Source organism: Streptomyces sp. NPDC020801 (assembly GCF_044334385.1).
In the GTDB taxonomy this organism is placed as follows: Bacteria; Actinomycetota; Actinomycetes; order Streptomycetales; family Streptomycetaceae; genus Streptomyces.
Genome location: NZ_JBIRST010000023.1, coordinates 12,828 through 33,771 on the forward strand (window position 1 = coordinate 12,828; position 20,944 = coordinate 33,771).

At 69.9% G+C, this 20,944-nt stretch carries 18 protein-coding genes and 3 pseudogenes; 9 read left to right on the forward strand and 12 right to left on the reverse strand.

Going from position 1 to position 20,944, the window contains the following annotated elements:
• Nucleotides 1-124 precede the first annotated feature (124 nt).
• The 3 genes from ACH4UM_RS33975 to ACH4UM_RS33985 are packed head-to-tail and all read right to left on the reverse strand — an operon-like array spanning nucleotide 125 to nucleotide 3,157.
• Nucleotides 125-1,261: an FAD-binding oxidoreductase gene (locus tag ACH4UM_RS33975; protein ID WP_398187991.1), complete on the reverse strand. Its 1,137-nt coding sequence runs from the start codon at nucleotides 1,259-1,261 to the stop codon at nucleotides 125-127.
• Nucleotides 1,262-1,287: 26 nt separating this feature from the next.
• On the reverse strand, nucleotides 1,288-2,769 hold the full coding sequence (locus ACH4UM_RS33980) for a phytoene desaturase family protein (RefSeq protein WP_398187994.1): 1,482 nt from the start codon (nucleotides 2,767-2,769) through the stop codon (nucleotides 1,288-1,290).
• Nucleotides 2,762-3,157, reverse strand: a complete 396-nt coding sequence (locus ACH4UM_RS33985; protein WP_398188213.1) for a nuclear transport factor 2 family protein — start codon at nucleotides 3,155-3,157, stop codon at nucleotides 2,762-2,764. Before ACH4UM_RS33985 ends, ACH4UM_RS33980 begins: the two co-directional genes overlap by 8 nt.
• Before the next feature lie 120 nt (nucleotides 3,158-3,277).
• On the opposite strand from ACH4UM_RS33985, the gene ACH4UM_RS33990 reads away from it, so the two are divergent.
• Entirely contained in the window at nucleotides 3,278-3,850 is a 573-nt protein-coding gene (locus ACH4UM_RS33990; protein WP_398187997.1) for a PadR family transcriptional regulator, read from the forward strand.
• Between the two features lie 216 nt (nucleotides 3,851-4,066).
• On the opposite strand, the gene ACH4UM_RS33995 is transcribed toward ACH4UM_RS33990, so the two are convergent.
• From ACH4UM_RS33995 to ACH4UM_RS34005, 3 genes are all read right to left on the reverse strand, one after another.
• The gene (locus tag ACH4UM_RS33995) at nucleotides 4,067-5,116 is read right to left on the reverse strand and encodes an SIS domain-containing protein (protein WP_398188000.1); all 1,050 of its coding nucleotides are present in this window, start codon (nucleotides 5,114-5,116) and stop codon (nucleotides 4,067-4,069) included.
• A complete protein-coding gene (locus ACH4UM_RS34000; RefSeq protein WP_398188003.1) occupies nucleotides 5,113-6,189 on the reverse strand; it encodes an ROK family protein in 1,077 nt (358 codons plus the stop codon). The genes ACH4UM_RS33995 and ACH4UM_RS34000 overlap by 4 nt, the downstream gene beginning before the upstream one ends.
• A 63-nt stretch (nucleotides 6,190-6,252) precedes the next feature.
• The gene (locus ACH4UM_RS34005) at nucleotides 6,253-7,698 is read right to left on the reverse strand and encodes an APC family permease (protein ID WP_398188006.1); all 1,446 of its coding nucleotides are present in this window, start codon (nucleotides 7,696-7,698) and stop codon (nucleotides 6,253-6,255) included.
• A 191-nt stretch (nucleotides 7,699-7,889) separates the two neighbouring features.
• On the opposite strand from ACH4UM_RS34005, the gene ACH4UM_RS34010 reads away from it, so the two are divergent.
• Nucleotides 7,890-9,098, forward strand: coding sequence for an ROK family protein (locus ACH4UM_RS34010; RefSeq protein ID WP_398188009.1), 1,209 nt, complete (start codon nucleotides 7,890-7,892; stop codon nucleotides 9,096-9,098).
• A 196-nt stretch (nucleotides 9,099-9,294) separates the two neighbouring features.
• Here the strand turns inward: ACH4UM_RS34010 and ACH4UM_RS34015 are convergent, their stop codons facing one another.
• Nucleotides 9,295-9,849 (reverse strand): hypothetical protein, encoded by a 555-nt coding sequence (locus ACH4UM_RS34015; protein ID WP_398188011.1) that lies wholly within the window; start codon nucleotides 9,847-9,849, stop codon nucleotides 9,295-9,297.
• 480 nt (nucleotides 9,850-10,329) lie between these two features.
• On the opposite strand from ACH4UM_RS34015, the gene ACH4UM_RS34020 reads away from it, so the two are divergent.
• Complete coding sequence (locus ACH4UM_RS34020) at nucleotides 10,330-11,166, forward strand: PIG-L family deacetylase (RefSeq protein ID WP_398188013.1); 837 nt, start codon at nucleotides 10,330-10,332, stop codon at nucleotides 11,164-11,166.
• 354 nt (nucleotides 11,167-11,520) lie between these two features.
• On the opposite strand, the pseudogene ACH4UM_RS34025 reads toward ACH4UM_RS34020, so the two are convergent.
• Both ACH4UM_RS34025 and ACH4UM_RS34030 read right to left on the reverse strand, forming a co-directional pair.
• Nucleotides 11,521-12,072, reverse strand: a pseudogene (locus tag ACH4UM_RS34025) (transposase); the annotation flags it as partial.
• A 38-nt stretch (nucleotides 12,073-12,110) separates the two neighbouring features.
• The gene (locus ACH4UM_RS34030) at nucleotides 12,111-12,908 is read right to left on the reverse strand and encodes a polysaccharide deacetylase family protein (RefSeq protein WP_398188016.1); all 798 of its coding nucleotides are present in this window, start codon (nucleotides 12,906-12,908) and stop codon (nucleotides 12,111-12,113) included.
• 320 nt (nucleotides 12,909-13,228) lie between these two features.
• Here ACH4UM_RS34030 and ACH4UM_RS34035 point away from each other — a divergent pair, with 320 nt between their 5' ends.
• Entirely contained in the window at nucleotides 13,229-14,524 is a 1,296-nt protein-coding gene (locus ACH4UM_RS34035) for an IS30 family transposase (protein ID WP_398188019.1), read from the forward strand.
• Nucleotides 14,525-14,832: 308 nt separating this feature from the next.
• Here ACH4UM_RS34035 and ACH4UM_RS34040 read toward each other — a convergent pair whose 3' ends face one another.
• Nucleotides 14,833-15,738 carry a LysR family transcriptional regulator gene (locus tag ACH4UM_RS34040; protein WP_398188022.1) on the reverse strand — a complete coding sequence of 302 codons (906 nt, stop codon included), beginning with the start codon at nucleotides 15,736-15,738 and terminating at the stop codon, nucleotides 14,833-14,835.
• Nucleotides 15,739-15,875: 137 nt separating this feature from the next.
• On the opposite strand from ACH4UM_RS34040, the gene ACH4UM_RS34045 reads away from it, so the two are divergent.
• Both ACH4UM_RS34045 and ACH4UM_RS34050 read left to right on the forward strand, forming a co-directional pair.
• Nucleotides 15,876-16,694: a 3'(2'),5'-bisphosphate nucleotidase CysQ gene (locus ACH4UM_RS34045; RefSeq protein WP_398188025.1), complete on the forward strand. Its 819-nt coding sequence runs from the start codon at nucleotides 15,876-15,878 to the stop codon at nucleotides 16,692-16,694.
• Nucleotides 16,695-16,735: 41 nt separating this feature from the next.
• The gene (locus ACH4UM_RS34050; protein WP_398188028.1) at nucleotides 16,736-17,332 is read left to right on the forward strand and encodes an NADPH-dependent F420 reductase; all 597 of its coding nucleotides are present in this window, start codon (nucleotides 16,736-16,738) and stop codon (nucleotides 17,330-17,332) included.
• A 440-nt stretch (nucleotides 17,333-17,772) separates the two neighbouring features.
• On the opposite strand, the pseudogene ACH4UM_RS34055 reads toward ACH4UM_RS34050, so the two are convergent.
• Both ACH4UM_RS34055 and ACH4UM_RS34060 read right to left on the reverse strand, forming a co-directional pair.
• Nucleotides 17,773-18,078: pseudogene (locus tag ACH4UM_RS34055) on the reverse strand (diadenosine tetraphosphate hydrolase); the annotation flags it as partial.
• Nucleotides 18,023-18,295, reverse strand: coding sequence for a Mu transposase domain-containing protein (locus ACH4UM_RS34060; protein WP_398188216.1), 273 nt, complete (start codon nucleotides 18,293-18,295; stop codon nucleotides 18,023-18,025). The pseudogene ACH4UM_RS34055 and the gene ACH4UM_RS34060, both read right to left, overlap by 56 nt.
• 275 nt (nucleotides 18,296-18,570) lie before the next feature.
• Between ACH4UM_RS34060 and ACH4UM_RS34065 the strand changes: the two are divergent.
• From ACH4UM_RS34065 to ACH4UM_RS34075, 3 genes and pseudogenes are all read left to right on the forward strand, one after another.
• Nucleotides 18,571-18,677 (forward strand): annotated as a pseudogene (locus ACH4UM_RS34065) (IS5/IS1182 family transposase); the annotation flags it as partial.
• Between the two features lie 1,048 nt (nucleotides 18,678-19,725).
• Nucleotides 19,726-20,472, forward strand: coding sequence for an IPT/TIG domain-containing protein (locus ACH4UM_RS34070; RefSeq protein WP_398188031.1), 747 nt, complete (start codon nucleotides 19,726-19,728; stop codon nucleotides 20,470-20,472).
• Between the two features lie 231 nt (nucleotides 20,473-20,703).
• On the forward strand, nucleotides 20,704-20,944 hold a 241-nt coding region (locus tag ACH4UM_RS34075), incomplete at its 3' end, for an IPT/TIG domain-containing protein (protein ID WP_398188034.1).

The window sequence follows — 20,944 nt, forward strand, 5'->3', positions numbered from 1 at the left end:
CAGTCGGCTGCGAGCTCAGTCGGCTGGGCGACGGTGGGTGCGCCGATCTTGGTCACGGTTGCCGCGGCCCCTCCGGTGGGCCGGTTGCGGCGGCCGCGTCCCGCGACCTGACCGCCGTACCGGATCAGATGTCGATGTCGAGGTCGGTGACCGGGTAGGCGACGCAGGAGTGGGTGTAGCCGAACCGTTCGTCGGACATGCGTAGTTGGGCTTCCTCGGCGGTGTGGACGGTGCCCTTGAGGACGCGGACGCGGCACAGTCCGCACTCGCCGGAGCGGCAGGCGGCCTCCGGGCGGACGCCCTGGTCCTCCAGCGCGTCCAGCAGCGGGCGTCCGCGGCGGGTGCGGAACGACGTGCTGCCCGCGGTGACGGTGACCTCGATGTCGGGGTCCGTGTCGGCCGGCCAGTGGGCCTGGCGGGTGGGGTCTGAGGGTGCGCCGTTGGCCTCGAAGCGGATCCGGCGGCGGGGGTGGCCGAGCTCTTCCAGCTGCTGGAGTGCGTACGGGTAGAGGGCCTGGGGGCCGCAGACGTAGGCCATGCGGCCGTCGAGCGGGCCTGCGAGGGTCTTGATCAGAGCGGCGGTGAGCAGGCCGGTGGGTCCGGCCCACCCGTTTCCGGGCTCGGCCATGACGTGGTCGACGCGGATGTTCGGGTGGTCGGCAGCGATGGCGCCGAGTGCCTCGCGGAAGATCACGTCGTCCGGGGTCCGGGAGCCGTAGATCAGGTGGAGGCGGCGGTCCAGTCCGTGGTCGATGATGCCGCGGATCATGCTCATGGCCGGTACGACACCGGAGCCGCCGGCGAGGAAGACGAGGTCGTCGCCGTGGAAGAGCGGGTTGTGGTGGAAGGTGCCCATCGGCCCGGTCGTGGTGAGCGTGTCGCCCACGGCGAGAGTGTCGATGAGGTGGTTGCTGATCCGGCCGGCGGGCACCCGGCGCACCGTCAGGTCCCAATGGCCGAGGCTCGCGGGGCTGGAGGAGATGGCGTACGGGCGGTTGGTGCCGTCGGCGAACACGCCCACGTACTGCCCGGCCAGGAAGGGCGGCAGGTCCGCGCCGTCGGGACGGCGCAGCCGGAAGGTGGCGGAGCTGACCGTCTCGGTGATGACCTCGGAGACGGTGAGCATGAGCCGTCGGGGGTGGTACGACGCGACGGTGCGTCGGGTGTCGGCGGCGTGGTCAGCGGTGTCCGCCGGGCGGCCGTCGATGTCGGCCTGGACTTCGGTGTAGCCCTCGAAGAGCGGGGCGAGGCGGTGGGTCACGGGAGACTCCCTCTCGGATCGCGCGGTCAGGCGGCCTTGTGGCGCAGCAGGCGGCGGGCGACCCGGTGACCGGATTCCAGCGATGTCTGGAAGCCGCCCATTCCGGCCCACGAGCCGGCCAGGTGCAGGCCGGGGACGTGGCTCTCGCGCTCGCTGTTGCGGAAGATCCAGTTCTCGGTGCGGTCCTGGTCGTAGCCGTAGATCGCGCCGCCCGGATGCCCGAGGTAGCGGGACATCGTCATCGGGGTGGCGACGTCGACCTCCTCGATGGCGTCGCGGATGCCGGGCGTGATCACCTCGACGAGGTCGAGGAGCGTCTCGGCGTAGGCGAACTTGGTGCGGGCGTAGTCGCCGGGCGAGACCTTGTCCCAGGCGTCCGCGTACTGGAGCGTCATGAGGCTGACGTGCGTGGCGTCCGAGGGGGCGAAGCCGATCGGGACGACGTCGTAGGAGGAGACGCAGATCCCGCGGGCCGGCTCCAGGGTGTGCCAGGAGGCGAACAGACGGTCGTCGTCCAGGTCGGCGTTGACGAAGGTGGTGCTGGTGGTGAAGCCGAGTTCGGCGGGCGTGGCGTCCAGCCCCATGTGCAGGACGAAGCCCGACACACCGACCCGCCGGCTGGCGAGATCGTCCCGTACGGCGGTGGGCACCGCGTCGCCGAGCATCGCGTACGTCACCGGCAGCGAGGCGTTGGAGACGACGTCCCGCGCCGAGATCTCCTGGCCGTCGTCGAGGCGCACTCCGACGGCGCGTCCCCGCTCGGCGAGGATCGCCTCGACCGCCGTGTTGAAGCGGACCTCTCCGCCCGCCGCGAGGAACGAGTCGAGGAAGGCGCTGGACATGGCCTGCGAGCCGCCCTTGATGTGCCAGGGCTTGAACTCGAAGTACGCGAACAGCATCAGCGCCAGGTCCTGGAAGGCGAGCCGGGAGGGCGGCTGGCCGGCATAGGTCCAGTAGGTGGCGAGTACGGCCTTGATCCGGGGGTCGTCGAAGTGGTCGTCCAGCACCTCGCTGAGCGGCCGCAGACCCTGGCGGAAGTAGTTGGGGTCGATCTGCTCGACCGGCATCCCGCGCATGGCGGCCATCTGCCAGATCGTGGTGTCCTTCACCAGCTGGAAGAACCGCTCGACCCGGTCACGGTTGCCGGGGAAGGCGTCGCTGAGCACGTCCACGGCGGCCGCCCAGTCCGCGGGCAGCGTCACGTCGTACTCGCCGGGCACCACGGCCCGGTACAGGTCGTGCTCCTCAACGAAGTCGAGGCGGTCGATGACGCCCAGCTTCTCGTACAGGTTCCGCAGGGAGAACTCCTGGCCCTCCGACCCGACACCGGAGAGCTGGTGCAGGGCCACCTCGAACTCGTAGCGGCCCCGCCTGAACGAGGTGGCGCAACCGCCGGGGATGGTGTGGCGCTCCACCAGCAGCGTGCGCAGTCCCGCGCGCTGGAGGGTGGTGGCAGCGGTCAGTCCGGCGTTGCCCGCGCCGATGACCACGGCATCGAAGTCACTCATGGCCGCCCGCCTCACGCGCGATCTCGTCGAACTTCGCGCCCATCGCCTCGGCCAGCGCCTTCGCGCCCGAGAGCGGGCGGACCATCACCATGAAGTCGTCGATCTTGCCGTCCTCGTCGAAGTGGAGGAAGTCACAGCCCGTGAGCTGCCTGCCGTTCACGGTGGCGGTGAAGACGAAGGCGTGGTCACGGCCGTCCGGGTTCGCGATCTCCCGGATGTAGGTGAAGTCCTCGAAGACCTCCGACACGGCGCTCAGGATCGCGGCGGTGATCGCCTTGCCCGGGTACGGCTTGAAGGCGACGGGACTGGTGAAGACGACGTTCTCGGCCAGCAGGGCGGCGACGGCTTCCTTGTCGCTTGCTTCGACAGCCTTGCGGAAGGGATGCAAGAAGATCACCTCATATAGTCAACGAATTGAATAGATGCATTGCAGACTAGGGCTGGAGGGGTGGGGTGTCCAGGCATTAGACACTTTTTTGACTAATCAACCGGGTGCTACGTTGGGGGCATGGCTCTACGCAACGCGGTGATGGCCGCTCTCTTGCAGGGCGAGGCGTCCGGGTACGACCTCGCGAAGGGCTTCGACGCCTCGGTCGCCAACTTCTGGATGGCCACCCCCCAGCAGCTCTACCGGGAACTGGAGCGCATCGAGGCCGACGGGCTCATCACGGCCCGCGTCGTGGAACAGGAGCGCCGCCCCAACAAGCGGCTGTTCTCCCTCACCGAGGCCGGCCTGGAGGCGGTGCGCGCCTATACCGCCGAACCTCCGGGCAAGCCGACAGCCATCAGGGACGAGCTGATGGTCAAGGTCCAGAGCGTCGACGCCGGCGACAGCGAGGCCGTGCGATCCGCCATCGCCGAACGCATGGAGTGGGCCACGGCCAAGCTGGCTCGTTACGCGCGTCTGCAGCAGCGACTGCTGGACGGACGTACGGAGGACGAGTACTTCGCCAGCGGCGAGCGCATCGGTCCCTACCTCACACTGCTGCGCGGCATGGCCTTCGAAAGGGACAACCTCCAGTGGGGCGAGATGGCCCTGAAGAGGCTGGAACAGCGTGCCTCGGCCTCCAGCGGCAGGTGAGACCGGCCTGGTTCGCGATGCTGCGCGAGCCTTTTGCCTCCAGTGTCCAGCGCGAGAGGAGTCCGGTCCTCCACGACTGCGAACACGCGTCAGCGTTCCACCGCGGAGGAGCACCGCGGCGCTCCAGAAGCAGCCGGCTGATGTGCCGGGCGGGCCGGGAAGCGCCGTTCCTGCAGGAGAGTCAGCGCTCGCTCGGCCGCCAAGGAGACCGCCGGCCTAACTGGTCAGCGTGACCTTGTCGAGCCCGGCCGGCCGGTCCGGGTCGATGCCCAGGTGCCGTGCGGTGGCGAGGGCCAGCTGCTGGGTCCGGACCGTTGCGGGGAGGCACTCGCCGAGGTGGCCGAGGGAGGGCCAGGGCAGGTCGGTGTCCGGAGAGGTGCCGGCCAGCAGGACCGGGGTGCGGCGCTCGGCCAGGGCGGTGCGGACGTCGAGGGTGTCCGTGTCTGCCGGGCCGGAGCCTGCCAGCAGCAGGGCCGGGGCGTTGGGGCCGCAGACGGCGATCGGGCCGTGACGGAAGTCCGCGGTGGAGAATCCGTGCGCCATCACGCCGGTGGTCTCCTGGAGTTTCAACGCGCCCTCCAGGGCCGCCGGGTAACAGGCGCCGCGCCCGATGACGGCCAGCCGGTTGTGCGCGGCCAGCAGCCGCGCCGCACGCTCCGGTGCCTCGATGTCGGCCAGCACGTGCGCTACGGCGTCCGGCACCGTGGCCGCCTGAGCCTGTGTCAGGCCCCCCGGGGCGAGTCCCGAGGCGACGGCGAGGACGGCCAGAAGCTGGCCTGTGACGGTCTTTGTGGCGGGCACGGCCAGTTCCGGGCCCGCGTCCAGCGAGATCGACAGGTGGGCCGCGCCCGCCAGCTCAGAGCCGCCGTCGTTGGTTACCGCGATCACCTTCGCGCCCGCTGCGGCGTAACGGCGGGAGAGGTCGACGATCTCCGGGGTGCGGCCGGACTGGGAGAGCGCGAGCAGCAGCCAGTCGCGGAAGCCCGTCGGTGCCCGCCGGTACGCCGTGGTGAGGCTCGGCGCGACCATGCAGGTGGGCAGACCGGTCGTGAGCTCGACCGCGTAGCGGCCGAGGAGCGCCGCGTGGTCGGAGGAGCCGCGGGCGAGGAAGGCTACGCCGAGCGGCGCCGCGCCGCCGGACAGGGCGGCGACCTGCGCGGTGAGGTCTGCCCAGCGCTCGGCGAGCGCCGCCAGCACCTCGGGCTGTTGCCGCATCTCGGCGTCCATCCGGGTACCGGGGGTGGCAGCGAGCTGGGAGGGGGTCATCGAAGGGCTCCGACGGGTGTGGTGGGACGGGAACGTGCGGGCTTCGGCGGTGTCCGCAGGCTGTCCAGGGCGAGGGTGACCGCGCCATGGAGGGAGGCGTCCTTGCGAAAACGAGCGGCCCGCAGCTGCGGCGCGAAGGGCGTGGCACCGGCGAGCAGGCGTTCCAGCGCCGGCAGGATCACGTCGGAGGCGGCCATCAGACCGCCTCCGATGACGATCCGGGCCGGGTCGGCGAATACCGACAGGTTGGCGAGGGTCACCGCGAGGACGGTGAGTGCATGTTCGGCGAGGTCGCGCACCGCCGGATCGGTGCTGCGGAAGAGGTCGGCGGCGCCGATCGGCGCGCCGAGCAGTTCCTCCGCACGATCGCCGAGGCTCTTGCCGCCGACGAGCTCCTCCAGCGGGGCGTGCCCGGCCGCGACCGCGTCCGCCGGGGCGCCGCCGGGATTGATGTAGGCGATCTCGCCGGCTGCCTGGTGGGCGCCTGCGATGACCCGCCCGCCGACGGTGAGTGCCGCGGCGATGCCGGTGCCGAGGCTGATGTACAGGCCTGGGTCCGCGTCGCGCAGCGCGCCGAAGCGCAGTTCCGCGAGCGCCCCGGCGCGGACGTCGTTGGCGACGGCGACCCTCGGCGTGCCGAGTTCCTCGGCGAGCCGTGCGGACAGGGCCAGCTGCTCCCAGCCCGGCAGGTTGGGGGTGAGCAGGATACGGTCGGGCTGGACGATGCCCGGCGCGACGGCCGCGTGGGCGGCGACCGGGGCTCCGAAGCGCTCTTCGGCCTCACGGGCCAGGCGCAGGGCGGCTTCGGCGGCCCGGGCGAGGGTCTGGTCGGGCCCCCGCTCGGCCAGGGTGTCCAGGCGGACGCGGGTGAGGACGGCGCCGTGTGCGTCGGCGAGGGCGAGTTCGGTCTTGGTGCCGCCGAAGTCGATGCCGATCACCGTGAAGGGAGGGCGATCACCGGCTGCGGCGGGAGTGGGACGGTCGTCGGTGCCGGTGCCGGTGCCGGTGCCGGTGCCGGTGCCGGTGCCGGTGTCGGAGTCGGAGTGGGAGAGCGGCGTGCAGTCTTCCAGCATCAGGGACGTTCCTCGTCGCGGGTCCGGCCGGTCAGGGCCGGCCGGACCCGCTGGTCGGACGGTTCAGGAGGCCGAGCCGGCCAGTTCGGTCGGCTGCTCGGCGAGGTACTGCTCGTGGATCTCCTTCTCACCGAAGGGCCAGACCTTCTCCACGCGGGACCAGATCAGGTAGGCGACGACGCCGAGGGCGACCCAGCCGATGGACCACTCGATGGGGTGGATGCCCTGGTTGGCCTTGTCCGCGTAGCCGTAGATGACCAGCCATCCGATGCCGGCCACCACGCTGGGCAGCGGGTAGAGCAGCATCTTGTACGGGCGGGCCAGGTTCGGCTGCCGCTTGCGCAGCACGGTCACGGCGGCGATCTGGGCGAGCGCCTGGATGATCACCATGACCGTGGTCAGCAGGGTGATCAGGATCGTCAGCGGCGGGTGCGCGGCGGAGGCGCCGACGTGACGGGCGAGCAGGAAGCCGGCGGCGGTGATCACGCCCATGGCGACCAGGCCCCGGACGGGGAAATGGTGCTTCGGGTGGAGTTCGCCGAATGAGCGGAAGAAGACCTTGTCGCGGGCGGCGGTGAAGGGCACCCGGGAGCCGCCGAGCAGGCCGGTGAAGATCGAGGCGAAGGCGGTGACCAGGATCAGCACGGTGACGATGTCGGCGGCGGTCTTGCCGAAGGTCTTCTCCATCACGGCCGAGGCGACCGACTGCGAGGCGGTGTTCTCCGGGTCGAGCATGTCCTGCCAGTGCACGACGCCGAGCACGCCGATCTGCAGCAGGAGGTAGATGACCATGATCGCGAGGATGGACCAGATGATCGAGCGCGGCATGACCCGCCCCGGGTCCTTGACCTCGGCGCCCAGGTAGGAGGAGGTGTTGTAGCCGAGGTAGTCGTAGATGCCGATGGTCAGGCCCGAGGCGAAGCCGATCCAGAACGCGCCATGGGTCGGCTGGATGGCGTGGGCGGGCCAGGTGAAGGCCAGTGACGGGTGGAAGTGTGTGAACGAGGCCAGGATCACGGTGGCGACGGAGAGGATCATGACCGCCCACATCACGCCGGTGACCTTGCCGACGTGCTCGACCTTGCGCCACAGCAGCAGCACTATGAGGGCGACGACGCCGACGCCGACGATGTCCCCCTGGCCGGTGGTTATGCTCGGCCACAGGTAGCCGAGGTACTGGACCAGGCCCTGGACGCCGGTCGACATGATGAGCGGGATGAAGAGCATGGCCGTCCAGACGAACAGGAACGGCATGAGCTTCCCGGACCGGTACTGGAAGGCCTCGCGCAGGTAGACGTAGGTGCCGCCAGAGCCGGGCAGCGAGGCGCCGAGCTCCGCCCAGACCAGGCCGTCGGCCAGGGCGAGGATCGCCCCGGCGATCCAGCCGATCACGGCCTGGGGGCCGCCGAAGGCGGCGACCATGAGCGGGATGGTGACGAAGGGGCCGATCCCGCACATCTGGCTCATGTTGATGGCGGTCGCCTGGAAAAGGCCGATCTTTCTGGACATTCCGGGTTGTCTGAGGGGGTCGGGCATGGGAGCAACCTCTGCGGGGAGCGGGAAGGGCTGGGGGGCAGGCTGTAAAGTTAAATTCCTTTACTGCTCTCGTCAAGGCCTGTCCTTTGATGGGACAAGTTCAAGTGCTTACCGTTGCGGGACCCTTGAGTACGGTCCGGACGACAACCGAGGATCAGGAGCCCGTGGACGAGCAACCCTGGAGCCGCCAGCGCCTACGCAGCAACAACGAGCTGTTGCTGCTCGAACACCTTCGCAGCGTCGGCGCGGCAACCCGCGCCGAGCTCGCCCGCATCACCGGGCTGTCCAAGCCGACCGTGTCCAGCGCGCTGGCCGCGCTGGAACAGGGGGGGCTGGTCCGCGAGGTCGGCACGATCGAGCGGGGCCGCAGCGGGGTGCTCTACGAGCCCGACCCGACGGCCGGCTACGTACTCGGCGTCGACATCGGCCGGGCCCGGCTGCGCATCGCCGTCGCCGACCTGGCCGGCGAGATCCAGGCCCGCGTTGACGTACCCAACGAGGGCACCACCGCCGACGCCGTCGCCGACGCCGTCGCGGCGGCGGCCGAACGGGCCCTCGCGGAGGCCGGCGTCGCCAGCGACCGGGTGGTCCACGCTGCCGTCGGCACGCCCGGCGTCTTCGACCCCGAGTCCGGCCGGGTCCGCTACGCGTCGAACCTGCCCGGCTGGGGCCGGGCCGGACTGGTCCAGCAACTGCGCGCGCAACTCGGTGGTCCGGACCTGTCCATACACAACGACGCCAACCTGGCGGCGCTCGGGGAGTACGCCTTCGGCGCGGGGCGGGACCGCCGCCTCTTCGTCTACGTGCTGGTCGGCACCGGCCTCGGGATGGGCGTCGTCGCCAACGGCGAGCTCTTCACCGGCGCCCACGGCGCCGCCGGAGAGATCGGCTTCCTGCCTCTCCCGTTTGCCGTTCCCGACCCGCCCTCTGCCCCGCCCGTCCGGGATGCACAGGGCTCGCAGGTGCGGGGCGCGCTGGAGGGCGCCGTCGCCGCCGACGCGATCGTGCGCACCGCCCATGAGCTCGGCCTGCGCGACGCGCCCACCGCGAAGGACGTCTTCGACGCGGCCCGGGCCGGGCGCCCGGAGGCACTGGAGGCGGTGGCCCGCGAGGGCGAGCGGCTGGCCCTGGTGCTCTCAGCGGTCTCCGCGGTGCTCGACCCGGACCTGGTCGTCCTCGGCGGCGGCGTCGGCCACAGCGCGGACCTGCTGCTCCCTCCGGTCCGCGAGGCGTTGTACCGGATGACACCGCTACGCCCCGAGGTCGCCCCGAGCACGCTCGGGGACGATGCCGTCCTCCTCGGCGCCATCGCCTGCGCGCTGCGCAGCGCCCGCCCGACGGTCTTCGAACGCCACGCGACGAACGCGGGCTGAGCGCCTCGGGCAGCACCGCCGGGATGAAGGTCACTGCGGATCGCAGGATGCGGACGCGCAGCCGGCGTCCCGGGATGCGGCGAAGCCGAAGCCGAAGCCGCAGGTGCCGGTGCGGCGTCATGGGCTGGCCCGGGTCGGCGCTGTCCGCGGGCTACCAGCGCATCCTGCAGATGCTCGGAGGGCGGCGCCGGCTCGGTCAACGGCCGCTGATCAACCAGCAGTTGGCTACCAGCTCGGCGAGGCAGGGGGCACCGCGCCGGCCGTCGCCGCCGACGGCGGCTTCGGAGCGGGCTTCGGTGACTCGCTGCGCCTGAACGGCCCCGCACTGGAGCAGATGGGCAAGTCCCGCACGCCGGGCGCGGCGGGCGAGGTTCAATGCTTCCACGCCGTTGCCGGCGTGTGCCTCGAACTGGGCGAGCGTGCCTATCTGGTAGGCAGTCAGGAGCGCGTTCCCGGCCGTTCTTGCAGCTTTGACGGCCCCGCCGTACCAGGAGCGGGCCGATCCGTGGTCGCCCTCGTCCCAGGCGAGCCAGCCCGCGAAGGAGGCGGCCTCGCTGCCCACGGCGGCCAGCCGCGCCCTGTCCGCGTCTCCGGCCGCGGTGCGGGTGATGGTCTGGATGAGCCGGATATGGCCGTACACCGTGTCGGCGAGGTCCCGGGACGGGGTGGTGCCATCGAGTCTGCGGTGGGCGCTCGTGGTCAGCCGCAGGGCGGCCGCCTGTCCGCCGGTCGTGTCGTGCGTGTCCGGCACGGCGGCCAGGATGGGGCTGCCATCGCGGCGACCGCGCCGCCAAGGACGGTGCGTCGGTGCATGGGATCGTCGTCTCTCACCTGGACCTGCGCCGGGCGCCCGTCTGCCAGACCCACCATCGCCGACGGAATCTGAAGAGGTACGCCTCGGCCTGGTGCACGGCGAGTTCGGGTTCGTCGAAGCCGAAGCGCCCCGGGGCCTGTCCAGCCGGGTCTGCTTCGAGTTCGGTCAGTGCCACCTCGAGGGCGGCGTTCGCCCCCGCGCAGGGCGGGAACAGCCGGTCCGGTCGAAACTGTTGGACTGGCCGGGGGGACCGGCACTGCGCAGGCGGGGAGCAGAGATCAACAGTTCATCCGCCTCGACGTGTTCCTGGGCTCTAGTTTTTCTGCCCTGCGTACGGTCACCCCGGTATTGCGGGCCGGCCGCCTGTCCGGGTACCGCAGACTCAGACCGAGCACTTTTTGACCGGAGGACTGTTTCATGAATGACCGGCCCTTGACGCTGATGGCGGTGCACGCCCACCCGGACGACGAGGCCACTGGAACCGGAGGTATCCTCGCGCGCTATGCGGAGGAAGGCATACGCACGGTGCTCGTCACGTGTACCGACGGTGGTTGCGGTGACGGGCCGGGGGGTGTCAAGCCGGGCGAGCCCGGGCACGATCCGGAGGCCGTCGCCGCGATGCGTCGTCAAGAGCTCAAAGCGAGCTGCGAAGTCCTGAAGGTCGGTCATCTGGAGATGTTGGAGTACGCCGACTCCGGGATGATGGGCTGGCCGGCTAACGACGCCCCCGGGGCCTTCTGGCAGACGCCCGTGGAGGAGGGCGCAGCCCGTCTCGCCGAACTCCTGCGGCACTACCAGCCCGATGTAGTCGTGACCTACGACGAGAACGGTTTCTACGGCCACCCCGACCACATCCAGGCGAATCGCATCACGATGGCGGCGCTGGCGATGACTGCGATGACGACTCCGAAGGTGTACTGGACGACGGCGCCGCGCTCGATGATGCAGCGGTTCGGGGAGGTCTTGCGCGAGTTCGGCGCGGACTGGGAGGAGCCGGATCCGGCCGGGGCCGCCGCGATGCCCGAGATCGGACTCCCAGACGAGGAGATCACCACCTGGGTGGACACCACCGACTTCGGGGGTCAGAAGTTCGATGCGCTGGCTGCGCACGCCAGCCAGGGCGAGAACATCTTCTTCCTGAGGATGGGCAAGGAGAGGTTCACAGAGCTGATGGGCGTGGAGACCTTCGTCCGGGTCCAGGACACCACCGGCGCAGCCGTGCCCGAGAATGACCTCTTCGCCGGGCTGCGGTGATCATCACGTCAGTACGCGTTCGTGGACGGCCGGGTTCTGTGCAGCCTCCGGATGGCTTTGTGCACGAGAACCTCGTAGACAAAGCCGCTCCGGATTCACCCGACCGGGCGAGTTGTCAGTGGCGACGTCTACCGTCCCTTGCATGACCCGTTCGCCGAACTCTCTTGAGGGCGCATGGGTGTTGGAGGCCACCATCCGGACAGCGCCGGCCGCCGATCCTCAATGACAGGAGCAACTCGACAGGCTCCGCCCGATCGCCTCGTACAACCCCGAGACCCAGACGTGGCATGCCCGCCTCGGCGCGCTCGATCTGGCGGGCCTGCGATCGGCGGCGCGATCGGTGCCGTGATCGGGGTCGAGCGGCCGGTTCTGCCATTCGGCCATGCCGTCGAGAACCATGTCGGTGATGGTGGAGATGGTCTGCCGGGACACCTCGGCGCCATAGACCTCGGCCAGGTGGGCTTGGACCTCGCCGGTCGTCAGTCCCTTCGCCGCAAGGGAGATGACCATCTCGTCCACGCCGGACAGGCGTTTCTGCCGCTTCTTGACGATCTTCGGCTCGAAGCTGCCGTCGCGGTCGCGGGGCACGGCTATTTCGACCGGGCCGACATCGGTGAGCACGGTCTTGGCGCGGGTGCCGTTGCGGGAGTTGCCGCCGTTCTTCCGGGCCGGATCGTGCTTCTCGTAGCCGAGGGGGTCGGTGATCTCCTTCTCCAGGGCGGACTACAGCAGCCGCTTGGTCGGCTGCTGGAGCAGGCCGCCCTCGCCGGTCAGTTGCAGGCCCTCGGCCCGGCCTGGGCCGAGGGCCTGCACCAGCTCGTCGCTCAGCTGGTCGTCCACGGATCTCGACGGCTGCGGCTCAGCCGACTCACCGACCTCGGTTTCGGTCACGTTCTCGCTGGTCATCGGTGCATCTTCCTTGATCGGGAGTTACACCGGACGTTTTACAGTCCCTGGAAAACGTCCGAGAGACGGACGAAGGTGTGGCCGCGGGACAGCAGATGCGGGACAGCGGTCGCGATGCCGCGGGCGGTGCCGCCTTGGGGGTGATTCATGTGGCACAGGACGATGGAACCGCCCGGAGCCGCGGCAACGGTGGTGCGGACCTGCTCGGCGGTGAAGGTGGCGCCGCCGTCACCGTTGACGGAGAAGTTCACGAAGCGTTCACCAAGGTTTCCGACGATACGTGCCGCGACGTCGTCGCAGTACGCGGTACCGGACCGGAAGAAACGTGGCGGCGCGCCCAGCAGCCGGGTGAGCTTGGCCCGGTTGCCGGCGATCTCGTCGTACACCTCGCCGACGCTGCGGGTCCCGGGGATGCCGTACGCCGAGCGGCCATTGACGGACAGCGGACGGTGCCGGGTGCCATGGTTGGCGATCTCGAACTGCGGCTCGGCGGCCAGCCGGTGGAACACCGCCGGGTTCTCGTCGATCCAGCGGGAGTTGATGAACAGCGTCGCCGGGATCCGCCGCTCACGCAGGAAGTCGATGAGCGCATGGTCGTAACCGCTGCCGCCGGGGCCGCCGCACGCGTCGAAGGTCAGCGCGATCTCGCGTCGCCCGGCCGGCAGGGAGTGGACCACTCCGGGGGCGTCGAAGCCCCAACTGTGCGGTGCGCGGTGCCCGTAGCGGGCCACGATCTGCGCGCGGGTGACGGTGGGGATGGTGGGGGATTCCGTCGCCGAAGGCGTGGTGGCCCCGGTCGGCGAAGCGGCGGTCGTGGTCGCTTGCGCACCCGACACGGGGGAGGAGGCGGTAGCGTCCCCTCCGCTCTTGGGCCCTGCACAGCCAGCGAGCATGCTTCCCGCCAGGGCAGCCAGTACTGCACGGCGACCGGCTGTCATCCGTTCCTCCACACCCCATCGAAGCCGTCACAGGGCGACGGCCCGCCCACGACGGCAACCGTACGCACTCGACCGGCCGCCACCGTGAAGCAGGCGGTAAGAGATCATCCAGAATCGCCGAAGCACGGACGTCTGAGCCGTTCTCGATGTCGAGCTTCTGCAGCTACGTTCGTGGTCCTATGGTGAACCGTCACTTGTGTCCGTGGTGAGGGGAACCCATGGTGCTCAGAACCAGGATCTTCAAGTACGCCGCCGTCTGTGCGGCAGCCCTCCTGTCCTGTGCCGGACCCGCCACGACGGCGTCCGCCGTCAGCGCTTCAGACCCGAACCCGGTCGCCGCCCAGCTCGACGCCTTCTGGACCCCGGCCCGCATGGCGGCCGCCCTGCCCGGCGACGTCACGAAGGGAGCCGAGACCGGTACGACGGCACCGGCCCTGTCCCCCGCGGTGGACGGACCCCAGCCGGGCGAGTACATCCCGCCGAGCCGGAGCTTCGACGGCGTCCCGCAGGCCGGCACCTTCTTCTGGACGGATGCCAACGGCACCGGCCGTACCTGCAGCGGTGCCGTCGTCCGAAGTCCCGGACCCGACCTGGTCCTCAGCGCCGGACACTGTCTGAAGGGCTACGCCGGTGCCTCTCCGCGCCGTCACCTCGCCTTCGTACCTCAGTATCACGACGCCCTCAAGCCCTTCGGGATCTTCCCGGTGCGAACCGGCGGCATCTACGTGGCCCAGCAGTACTACGACCTGGGAGAGCACGCGGGCGCCGAGTACGACTTCGCCTTCGCGGTCACCGAGCCCAACCAGGACGGAACGCGGCTGCAGGACGCGGTCGGTGGAGCTCGGTTGCTCACCGGTACGGGCTACTACCACGCTCCCGTGCGGATGATCGGCTATCCGGCGGGTGTGGAGAAGCCGCTGGAGTGCTGGAGCTGGACCACCGAGTGGGTCAGCGACGACCCGGCCGAGCCGGGGACGTTCCCGCGTATCGCCTGCGCCGGGTTCGTCGGCGGAACCAGCGGCGGCCCCATGCTCGTGCCGTGGCCGGGCGGCTGGGCGGTGATCGGAGTGATCGGCGGTTTCCACACCGGCGGCAACACACCTCAGATCTCTTACAGCGCCTACTTCGGCGCAGCCACTCGCGCCGTGTACCAGGCGGCGATCAGCGGCGCCCCGCCCGCAGGGCCGGCCTCCGCCACGCAGCCCCACGTGCGGCGAACGCTCACCTGGGACCGGGGCCGCGTGATGGCCGAGCACCAGGCCATCACGGCCGAGACCGGCATGCCGATCTACCTCTGCAAACCACGCAGCCCCTGGCAGCGAGGCACCAACGAGAACACCAACCGCCTGCTACGGCAGTACCAGCCCAAGGGTGCGGATCTCCGCACGTTCAGCCAGGCAGACCTCGACGCCATCGCCCACGAGCTCAACCACCGTCCCCGCAAAGTCCATGGCTACCGCACTCCGGCAGAGGTCTACGCTGACCTGAACAGCGGTGATGCGCTGACCGCTTGAGCTCGCCTTCGTTTGCCGACAGACGACTGTGGCGGGACCGTGGACCGGTAGTGTCAGGTTGAGCCTGACCGGCGGCCTGCCCACCCTCTCCCTGCTGGATGAAATCGGCCTCGGGGCAAGGGCCAGCTGCTCGCCCAGATCTCCGAGGGCCATGCCGACGCCCTCCCACAGATCCGCGATTGTGAGCCGCAGGCGTCGCTCCGGCCGCCCCCACGGCCAGCATCCGCACGGACAAGCCGCTGCTGACGTTCAAGCAGATCGCCGTGGTGGTCGCGTGGCGTATGGGTGAAGCGGCCGGACGGCGCCGACTACGACGCTCCGCACATGGCTAGCGCGGTTCGCGCCAGCCCGCGCAGCCAGGCGTGGGCGTGGTCGGTGTCGTAGCGCTGATGCCACGACAGGTATATCGGTGCCGGCGGCAGTTCGAGCGGGAGGGGGAGCACCACCAGGCCGAGGTCGGCGACCGCGGACCGCGTGGTGGCTTCGGGGACGCTGATCAGGAGATCGGAGCCGCGCGCGAACTCCAGCGCGGCCGCTTCCGTGGGCGCGGTCGCCACCACGCGGCGGGTGAGGCCGAGCCGCGCGAGGGCGTCGTCGAGGGCATTGCTGAGGTTTCCACGTCGCGAGACGGTGACGTGCTCGGCGGCGGCGTACCGCTTTGCGGTGACGGTCCTGACGCGGGTGAGGGGGTGCCCCTGCCTCACGACGATGACGAGGCGGGTCTCGCCCACGTTCTCGGCGCGGATGTCCGGTGCGCTCGGGCGGTTGGCGTTCGCCTCCAGGTCGACCTCGCCGCGCCGCAACTCGGGTGTGTCGATGCTCGATTCCGCGACGAAGCGCAACCGCACGCCCGGCGCCTCTTCGCGCACGGCCGCGAGCAGTGCGGGGCCGCCCAAGGCGACCAGGGAATCGTGCCAGCGGAGTGTGAAAGTGCGCTCCAGCGTTGCCAGATCGAGTTCACGGCTCGGTGCCAGCACCCCCTGGACCTGGTGCAGCAGCTCGTGCACCTGTTCCCGGACGGCGAGCGCGTACGGCGTCGGGGTCATCGTGCGGCCGGTGCGCACCAGGATCTGATCCCCGGTCGTGCGCCGGATTCGGCCCAGACTCCGGCTCATCGCGGGGGCGGTGACATGCATGCGTGCGGCCGCCCCGGCCACACTGCCCTCCTCCAGCAGCGCGTCGAGCGCGGCGAGCAGGTTCAAATCCAATTGCATGTGAGTAATCCTATCCATGCTTGACATGCATTTGACGTTAATTAAGGGGCTGCATACCTTCGAGACGAGAGCGCAAAACGGAACGCACAGCTCGGCCCGACCGGGCTCATCACCCCTCCTCACACGGGAGTACCACCATGTCCGAAACGCATCAGACCACTGACGTCGCCACCTGCGACGCCGACCTGCTCGGCCAGACCGCGATCGCCGTGCGTGCGGCCGGTTCGGCGCTGCGCGAGCGCTTCGGCGAGGTGGTCCGCTACCAGACCCGTGAAGATCTGATGCGCGCGCTCGCCGCCAACGACGACACGGCCCTCGACATCCTGCGCCCCCGCCTCACGGGCCTGCGCCCGGACGCCGGCTGGGTGGAGGAGGAGCTGGACGGCGGGGCGCTGCCGCCCGGCGAATGGTGGGTCGTGGATCCGGCCGAAGGCAACGTCAACCACCTGCACGCCCTGCCCGAGTGGGCGGTGACCGCCACCCTCGTGCGAGACAACCAGCCCGTGCTCACCGCGGTCCACCTGCCGTTGACCGGCGAGACCTACACCGCGCTCACCGGCGCGGGCGCCCACCTCGACGGCCGGCCGCTGCACGTCTCCCGGACCGCGGACCTCGGCCTGAGCATCGTGGCCACCAGCCAGGCCCGGCCGGACGAGGACGAGAAGGTCGTGCGGCGCGTCGGCTCCTCGATCACCGCGATGCTTTTCGACGCGCTCGTCGTCCGCACCGCCGTGCCCGCGACCCTGCACCTGCTGAACGTGGCCGCCGGCCGGATCGACGCCTTCTGGCAGTTCGCCGGCGCCCGCGCGGACCTGCTCCCCGGCGCGCTGCTCGTCACCGAGGCCGGCGGACAGATCTCGGACGCCGAGGGCCGCCCCTGGACCCCGCAGAGCGAGAGCTTCCTGGCCGCCGCGCCCGGCGTCCACGCCGAGGCCGTCGCCACGCTCTCACGCTGACCGCGCACCACAACCCGCACCCACGGAAGGACCAGATCATCATGACCACGATCGCAGTTCTCGGAAACGGGCGCGTCGGCGGCAACCTGGCCACAGCCCTCATCCGGGCAGGGCATGAGGTGACCGTGGCGGACCGCGCGCCGGGCGCCGCCGCCGACGCCGCCCGGACAGCCCAGATCGTCATCAACGCCACCCCGGGAGCCGGCTCGCTGGACCGGCTCGTCGCCCTGCGCGAGGAACTGCGCGACAAGATCCTCGTCGACGTCTCCAACGCCACCATCGACGGACCGGACGGGCTGCCCGCCGACCTGATCTACCCCGGCTCAAGCCTCGCCGAGCAACTCCAGGAAGCGCTCCCCGAAACGCGCGTCGTCAAGACCCTCAACACCATGCTCTTCCCGGTGATGACCGCGCCGGCCACGCTCACCCAGGCGCCCGACGCCTTCCTCTCCGGCGAGGACCCGCAGGCCAAGCAGACCGTCCGTGAACTGCTCATCGACCTCGGCTGGCGCAAGGAGTGGATCACTGATCTCGGCGGGATCCAGACCGCCCGCGCCACGGAGGCCGCGATCCTCTTCGTCCCGCACGTGATTGGGTCCAGCGGATTCGCGCCCTTCGCGATCTCGATCGCCCGCTGATCCGCACGCAGTGCACCGCTCCCGGCCGGTCCACATCCAGATGCACCCGCCAGATCTACTGTTCCCCGGCCTGCCGCAAAGACGCCGAGCGCCGCCGCGACCAGGCAAGAGACGAAGACCGCGCGCGTCGTCTCGGTGAGACCACTTCTCTGCCGTCGTGGCCTGAGGTGCCTCCTCCGTCCAAAACTCTCAGCCGGCCCCTCTCGCGTCAGCAAGTGGCCGCAGAACGACCCGCTGGAACCGACCGCGACCCGCAACCGTCCCCACTGCCACCAGCCGGTCACCATCGTCGCGCTTCTCGCGACTCCCGAAGCCGCCCGCCCTTCCGTCCCCACCGCCAGCCCCGACATCGTTCCGCTGCGAAGGACTCAGTGACCGTCGTCCACTGACCGTCACTGATCACCGAGCCCGCCGACCTGACGGTCGGCGGGCTCACGCCGTCAGCCCATCGAACGCAACCGATCCAGTTCGCTCCCGATCCCGTCCCGCAGCACGTCATGCTCCGGCCCCAGCCTGAATCTCTCGTCACTCCACCGGTCACCCGGATACAGCCACACAGGCTTGCCCACCAGCTCGGCCGGCTCCCACTCGAACCGCGGCCAGACGTGGGCATGCAAGAACGGGTCGGTGTTCCCCAGAATCTCCAGGTTGACCCGGCGGAAGCCGGGGTCCAAGCGTCGGCAGACGTGCTCAACGGCTTCTCCGAGCCGGTCCGTGTCGGACTGAAACGACAGCCGCCTCGCCTTCGCCGGCGGCCCGGCGGTGCCGGGCGATCACCGCCCGGCCGGCGGTGACGACATGGAAGTAGTCCTCGCCGAGCCGGTGCACCAGCCGCACCTGGGCGCCCGGCATGCCAGGCGGCACCGAGTAGAAGTTGCCGCGGAAGGACACCAGGCTCTGCGCGCTGACCGTCCGCTCCACTTCGAGCTCGGCCGGGAACGGCCTGACTGGCAGGTCCAACATCGGCTCACCGGCGGCCAGTTCGGCGACAGTGAGCTTTTTCAGAGTGGCCACCGGACGGGTGACGAGGCAGGATCCCGCAACGCACGAGGCTCCTGCGCTGTTGAGAGAGGTGTTCGACGTCTCAACTCATCCGCACATGAGCCGTGTTGGTTCCCTGTCCTGCCGCACTCGACCTGCCCCACGCACTCGCCGAGTGGGTCACCATGCTCATCGTCACCCGTGAGGGTGACCGCCGCTGCAAGCTGCCCCCGCACCAGCGGGCTCTCGTCGGCCAGAAGCACCGCCGTCAGGGCGTGAACGTGCAGTCGTGACCGATCCCATGGGCAGGCTGCTGTGGATCTCGCCCGCGCTGCCCGGCCGCACCCACGATCTCACCGCGGCTGGCGGATCTTCCGCCGGGCCCGCTGCAGCTCGAACCGCCTGTGGTCAATCTCCGCCGCCGTCCTCACCCTGGAGCGGCAGCGCTGAAAAACCTCAGTCCTTCCCCGCGGTGGTGGCAGAACAACTCTTCGACGCCGACGGTCGTGTGCTTTTCCCAGCAGTTCCAGGGCGGCGTACTTCTGTGCGCCTCCTTCTCCAGCCGGGCGGCTTTCTTCTGTAAGCGCTCCAACTCCGCCTGTTCCGCGGCCTTTTTCGGCCGTGCCGGGTGGTGCGCTTGTCGATCAAGGTGGCCATCGCACCGGCGTCCCGCGCAGCCCGCCACTCGATGATGTGGGTGTGATACAGCCGTTCACGGCGCAAAACCGCGCCTTTCTCCCCGGTTGGAGCGGCGTCGTACTCTGCGACGATCCGCAGTTTGTGCTCTGCGGAGAAACGGCGGCGGAGCGGTCGCGGTGCCGGATCGGCGGACTCGGCTATCGGACCGTTCGTGCTGGTCATGCGGTGGTGGACTCCTGTCTTGCCCAGGAAGGATAACCCGGCACACCGGATTTCTCACCAAAACTAACAGGGAGGGCCGGGGGAAATCGCGCCCGGTAGATCCGGGTGAGAGTTACGTGTCCTTGCCACGGCGCACGTTAGTAGCACCAGGCGCGCAATTATGAGCATTGATATTATAGGATTCATTAATTAATGCTTCGAATACGCCTTGATGTGTCTGTGGTGCATCCGGTTCAATCAAGGCAGGCGAGGTGAACTTCCGCTCCGGAAGCGACAGTCCTTGCGGACCGTCGACGAACTGATGCCTTATCCAGTCGTGGAGGCGACGGCTCTCCACCGGCCTCGGAGCGGGATCTCCAGCAGGATCCTGGGATGAAATAGCCCCCCCGGCCACCGCCCGAGACGATGCCACGACCAGCGCCTGCCAGGGAATTCCGCCTGGGCGGGCTTGGGGCAGCCCCGTGCCCTGATTGCCGGGCACTCACCACCCGCCTCAGTGCCACTCCCGCCGACAGGCGACGGGAGACCACCACCGCGAAGGAGCAAGTCTCGTGTCCATCAGCATCAGCCCGAACCAGGGCCCGCAAGCAGGCGGCACCACCGTCACCATCACGACCACCACCACCCTGCCCGCCTCCGGCATCACCGTGTACGTCAATGGCGTGTCGGTGCCGTTCACGAGGGTCGACGGCACGCACATCACGTTCACCCTGCCGGCGGGCTGTGGTGTGGCGCTCGTCTACATCCACACCGCGGGCGGCGACAGCAACAAAGTGCCCTTCTACTACATCACTCCCCCCATCAAGACAGGCATCACGCCGAACCCCGCGGCGGCCGGGAGCGCCGTCAGCATCACCGGGTACGAGCTGCTCACCGTCCAGGGGGTGACGTTCGGCGGAACCGCGGCGAGCGGCGTGAGCGCACCGAACGACAACACGATCAACGCCACCGTGCCCGCGGGGACCGGTACCGTGTCGGTCCTTGTGACCACCCTCGGCGGCTCCACCGACGGTCTCAACTTCGAGTACCTGGCGGGAACCCCGACCGTCGGATCCATTGCCCCGGCCTCCGGCCCGGAAGCCGGAGCCAACACGGTGACCTTCACCGGGACCAACTACACCAGCGCGACGGGCGTGGACTTCGGTGCCGGCCACCCGGCGACGGCCTTCACCGTCATCGACGACACCACCCTGACCGCAACCGCCCCGGCGGGCACCGGGACCGTCGACGTCCACGTCACCAACTCCGCCGGAACCAGCACCGACGTCGTGACCTACGACTACATCGCCGGCCCGTGAGCCCAAGCGGCGGCTCCAACTGCCGCCGCCACTCGGCCGATCCAGGTCCCACGGATGGCTAGACACAACCGCGGCAGGAGCGGCTGCAGCCACTCCTGCCGTCTCGGCAACTGAACGGTTCCACCGCCGAGACCCGAGGGGAGGCACCCGGTGCCTGCCGACCGGGCGCTCGTCATCACGCCCCACGGGCGCCGGCCGGCACCCGCTACCGGGGCCTGGCAAGGAGGCACCATGAGCAGGTACCACAACCCCCGCCAAGCGGCCGCGCCAACCCCGCCCGCGCCCAACGGGACTGCCGACAGCGGTGACGGCCCGTCGTCCGTCCTTCTGGCAGCGCCGACCCTCAGCGGGCTTGTTCCGGTCCAGGGGCCGGTCCCGGGGGGGACCACGGTGACGCTGACCGGTACGAACCTGACCAGCGCGACCGCCGTCGTGTTCGGCGGCACGGCTGCCGCGTCGTTCACGGTGGTCT

What these genes read in the sequence shown, in the direction of transcription:
- ACH4UM_RS34000 (WP_398188003.1), bottom strand. Translation starts at nt 6,189, where the DNA reads ATGCTGGAAGACTGCACGCCGCTCTCCCACTCCGACTCCGACACCGGC.
- ACH4UM_RS34035 (WP_398188019.1), top strand. Translation starts at nt 13,229, where the DNA reads ATGGTGCTCAGAACCAGGATCTTCAAGTACGCCGCCGTCTGTGCGGCA.
- ACH4UM_RS33980 (WP_398187994.1), bottom strand. Translation starts at nt 2,769, where the DNA reads ATGAGTGACTTCGATGCCGTGGTCATCGGCGCGGGCAACGCCGGACTG.
- ACH4UM_RS34005 (WP_398188006.1), bottom strand. Translation starts at nt 7,698, where the DNA reads ATGTCCAGAAAGATCGGCCTTTTCCAGGCGACCGCCATCAACATGAGC.
- ACH4UM_RS33990 (WP_398187997.1), top strand. Translation starts at nt 3,278, where the DNA reads ATGGCTCTACGCAACGCGGTGATGGCCGCTCTCTTGCAGGGCGAGGCG.
- ACH4UM_RS33995 (WP_398188000.1), bottom strand. Translation starts at nt 5,116, where the DNA reads ATGACCCCCTCCCAGCTCGCTGCCACCCCCGGTACCCGGATGGACGCC.
- ACH4UM_RS34020 (WP_398188013.1), top strand. Translation starts at nt 10,330, where the DNA reads ATGAATGACCGGCCCTTGACGCTGATGGCGGTGCACGCCCACCCGGAC.
- ACH4UM_RS34045 (WP_398188025.1), top strand. Translation starts at nt 15,876, where the DNA reads ATGTCCGAAACGCATCAGACCACTGACGTCGCCACCTGCGACGCCGAC.
- ACH4UM_RS34050 (WP_398188028.1), top strand. Translation starts at nt 16,736, where the DNA reads ATGACCACGATCGCAGTTCTCGGAAACGGGCGCGTCGGCGGCAACCTG.
- ACH4UM_RS34040 (WP_398188022.1), bottom strand. Translation starts at nt 15,738, where the DNA reads ATGCAATTGGATTTGAACCTGCTCGCCGCGCTCGACGCGCTGCTGGAG.
- ACH4UM_RS34060 (WP_398188216.1), bottom strand. Translation starts at nt 18,295, where the DNA reads ATGTTGGACCTGCCAGTCAGGCCGTTCCCGGCCGAGCTCGAAGTGGAG.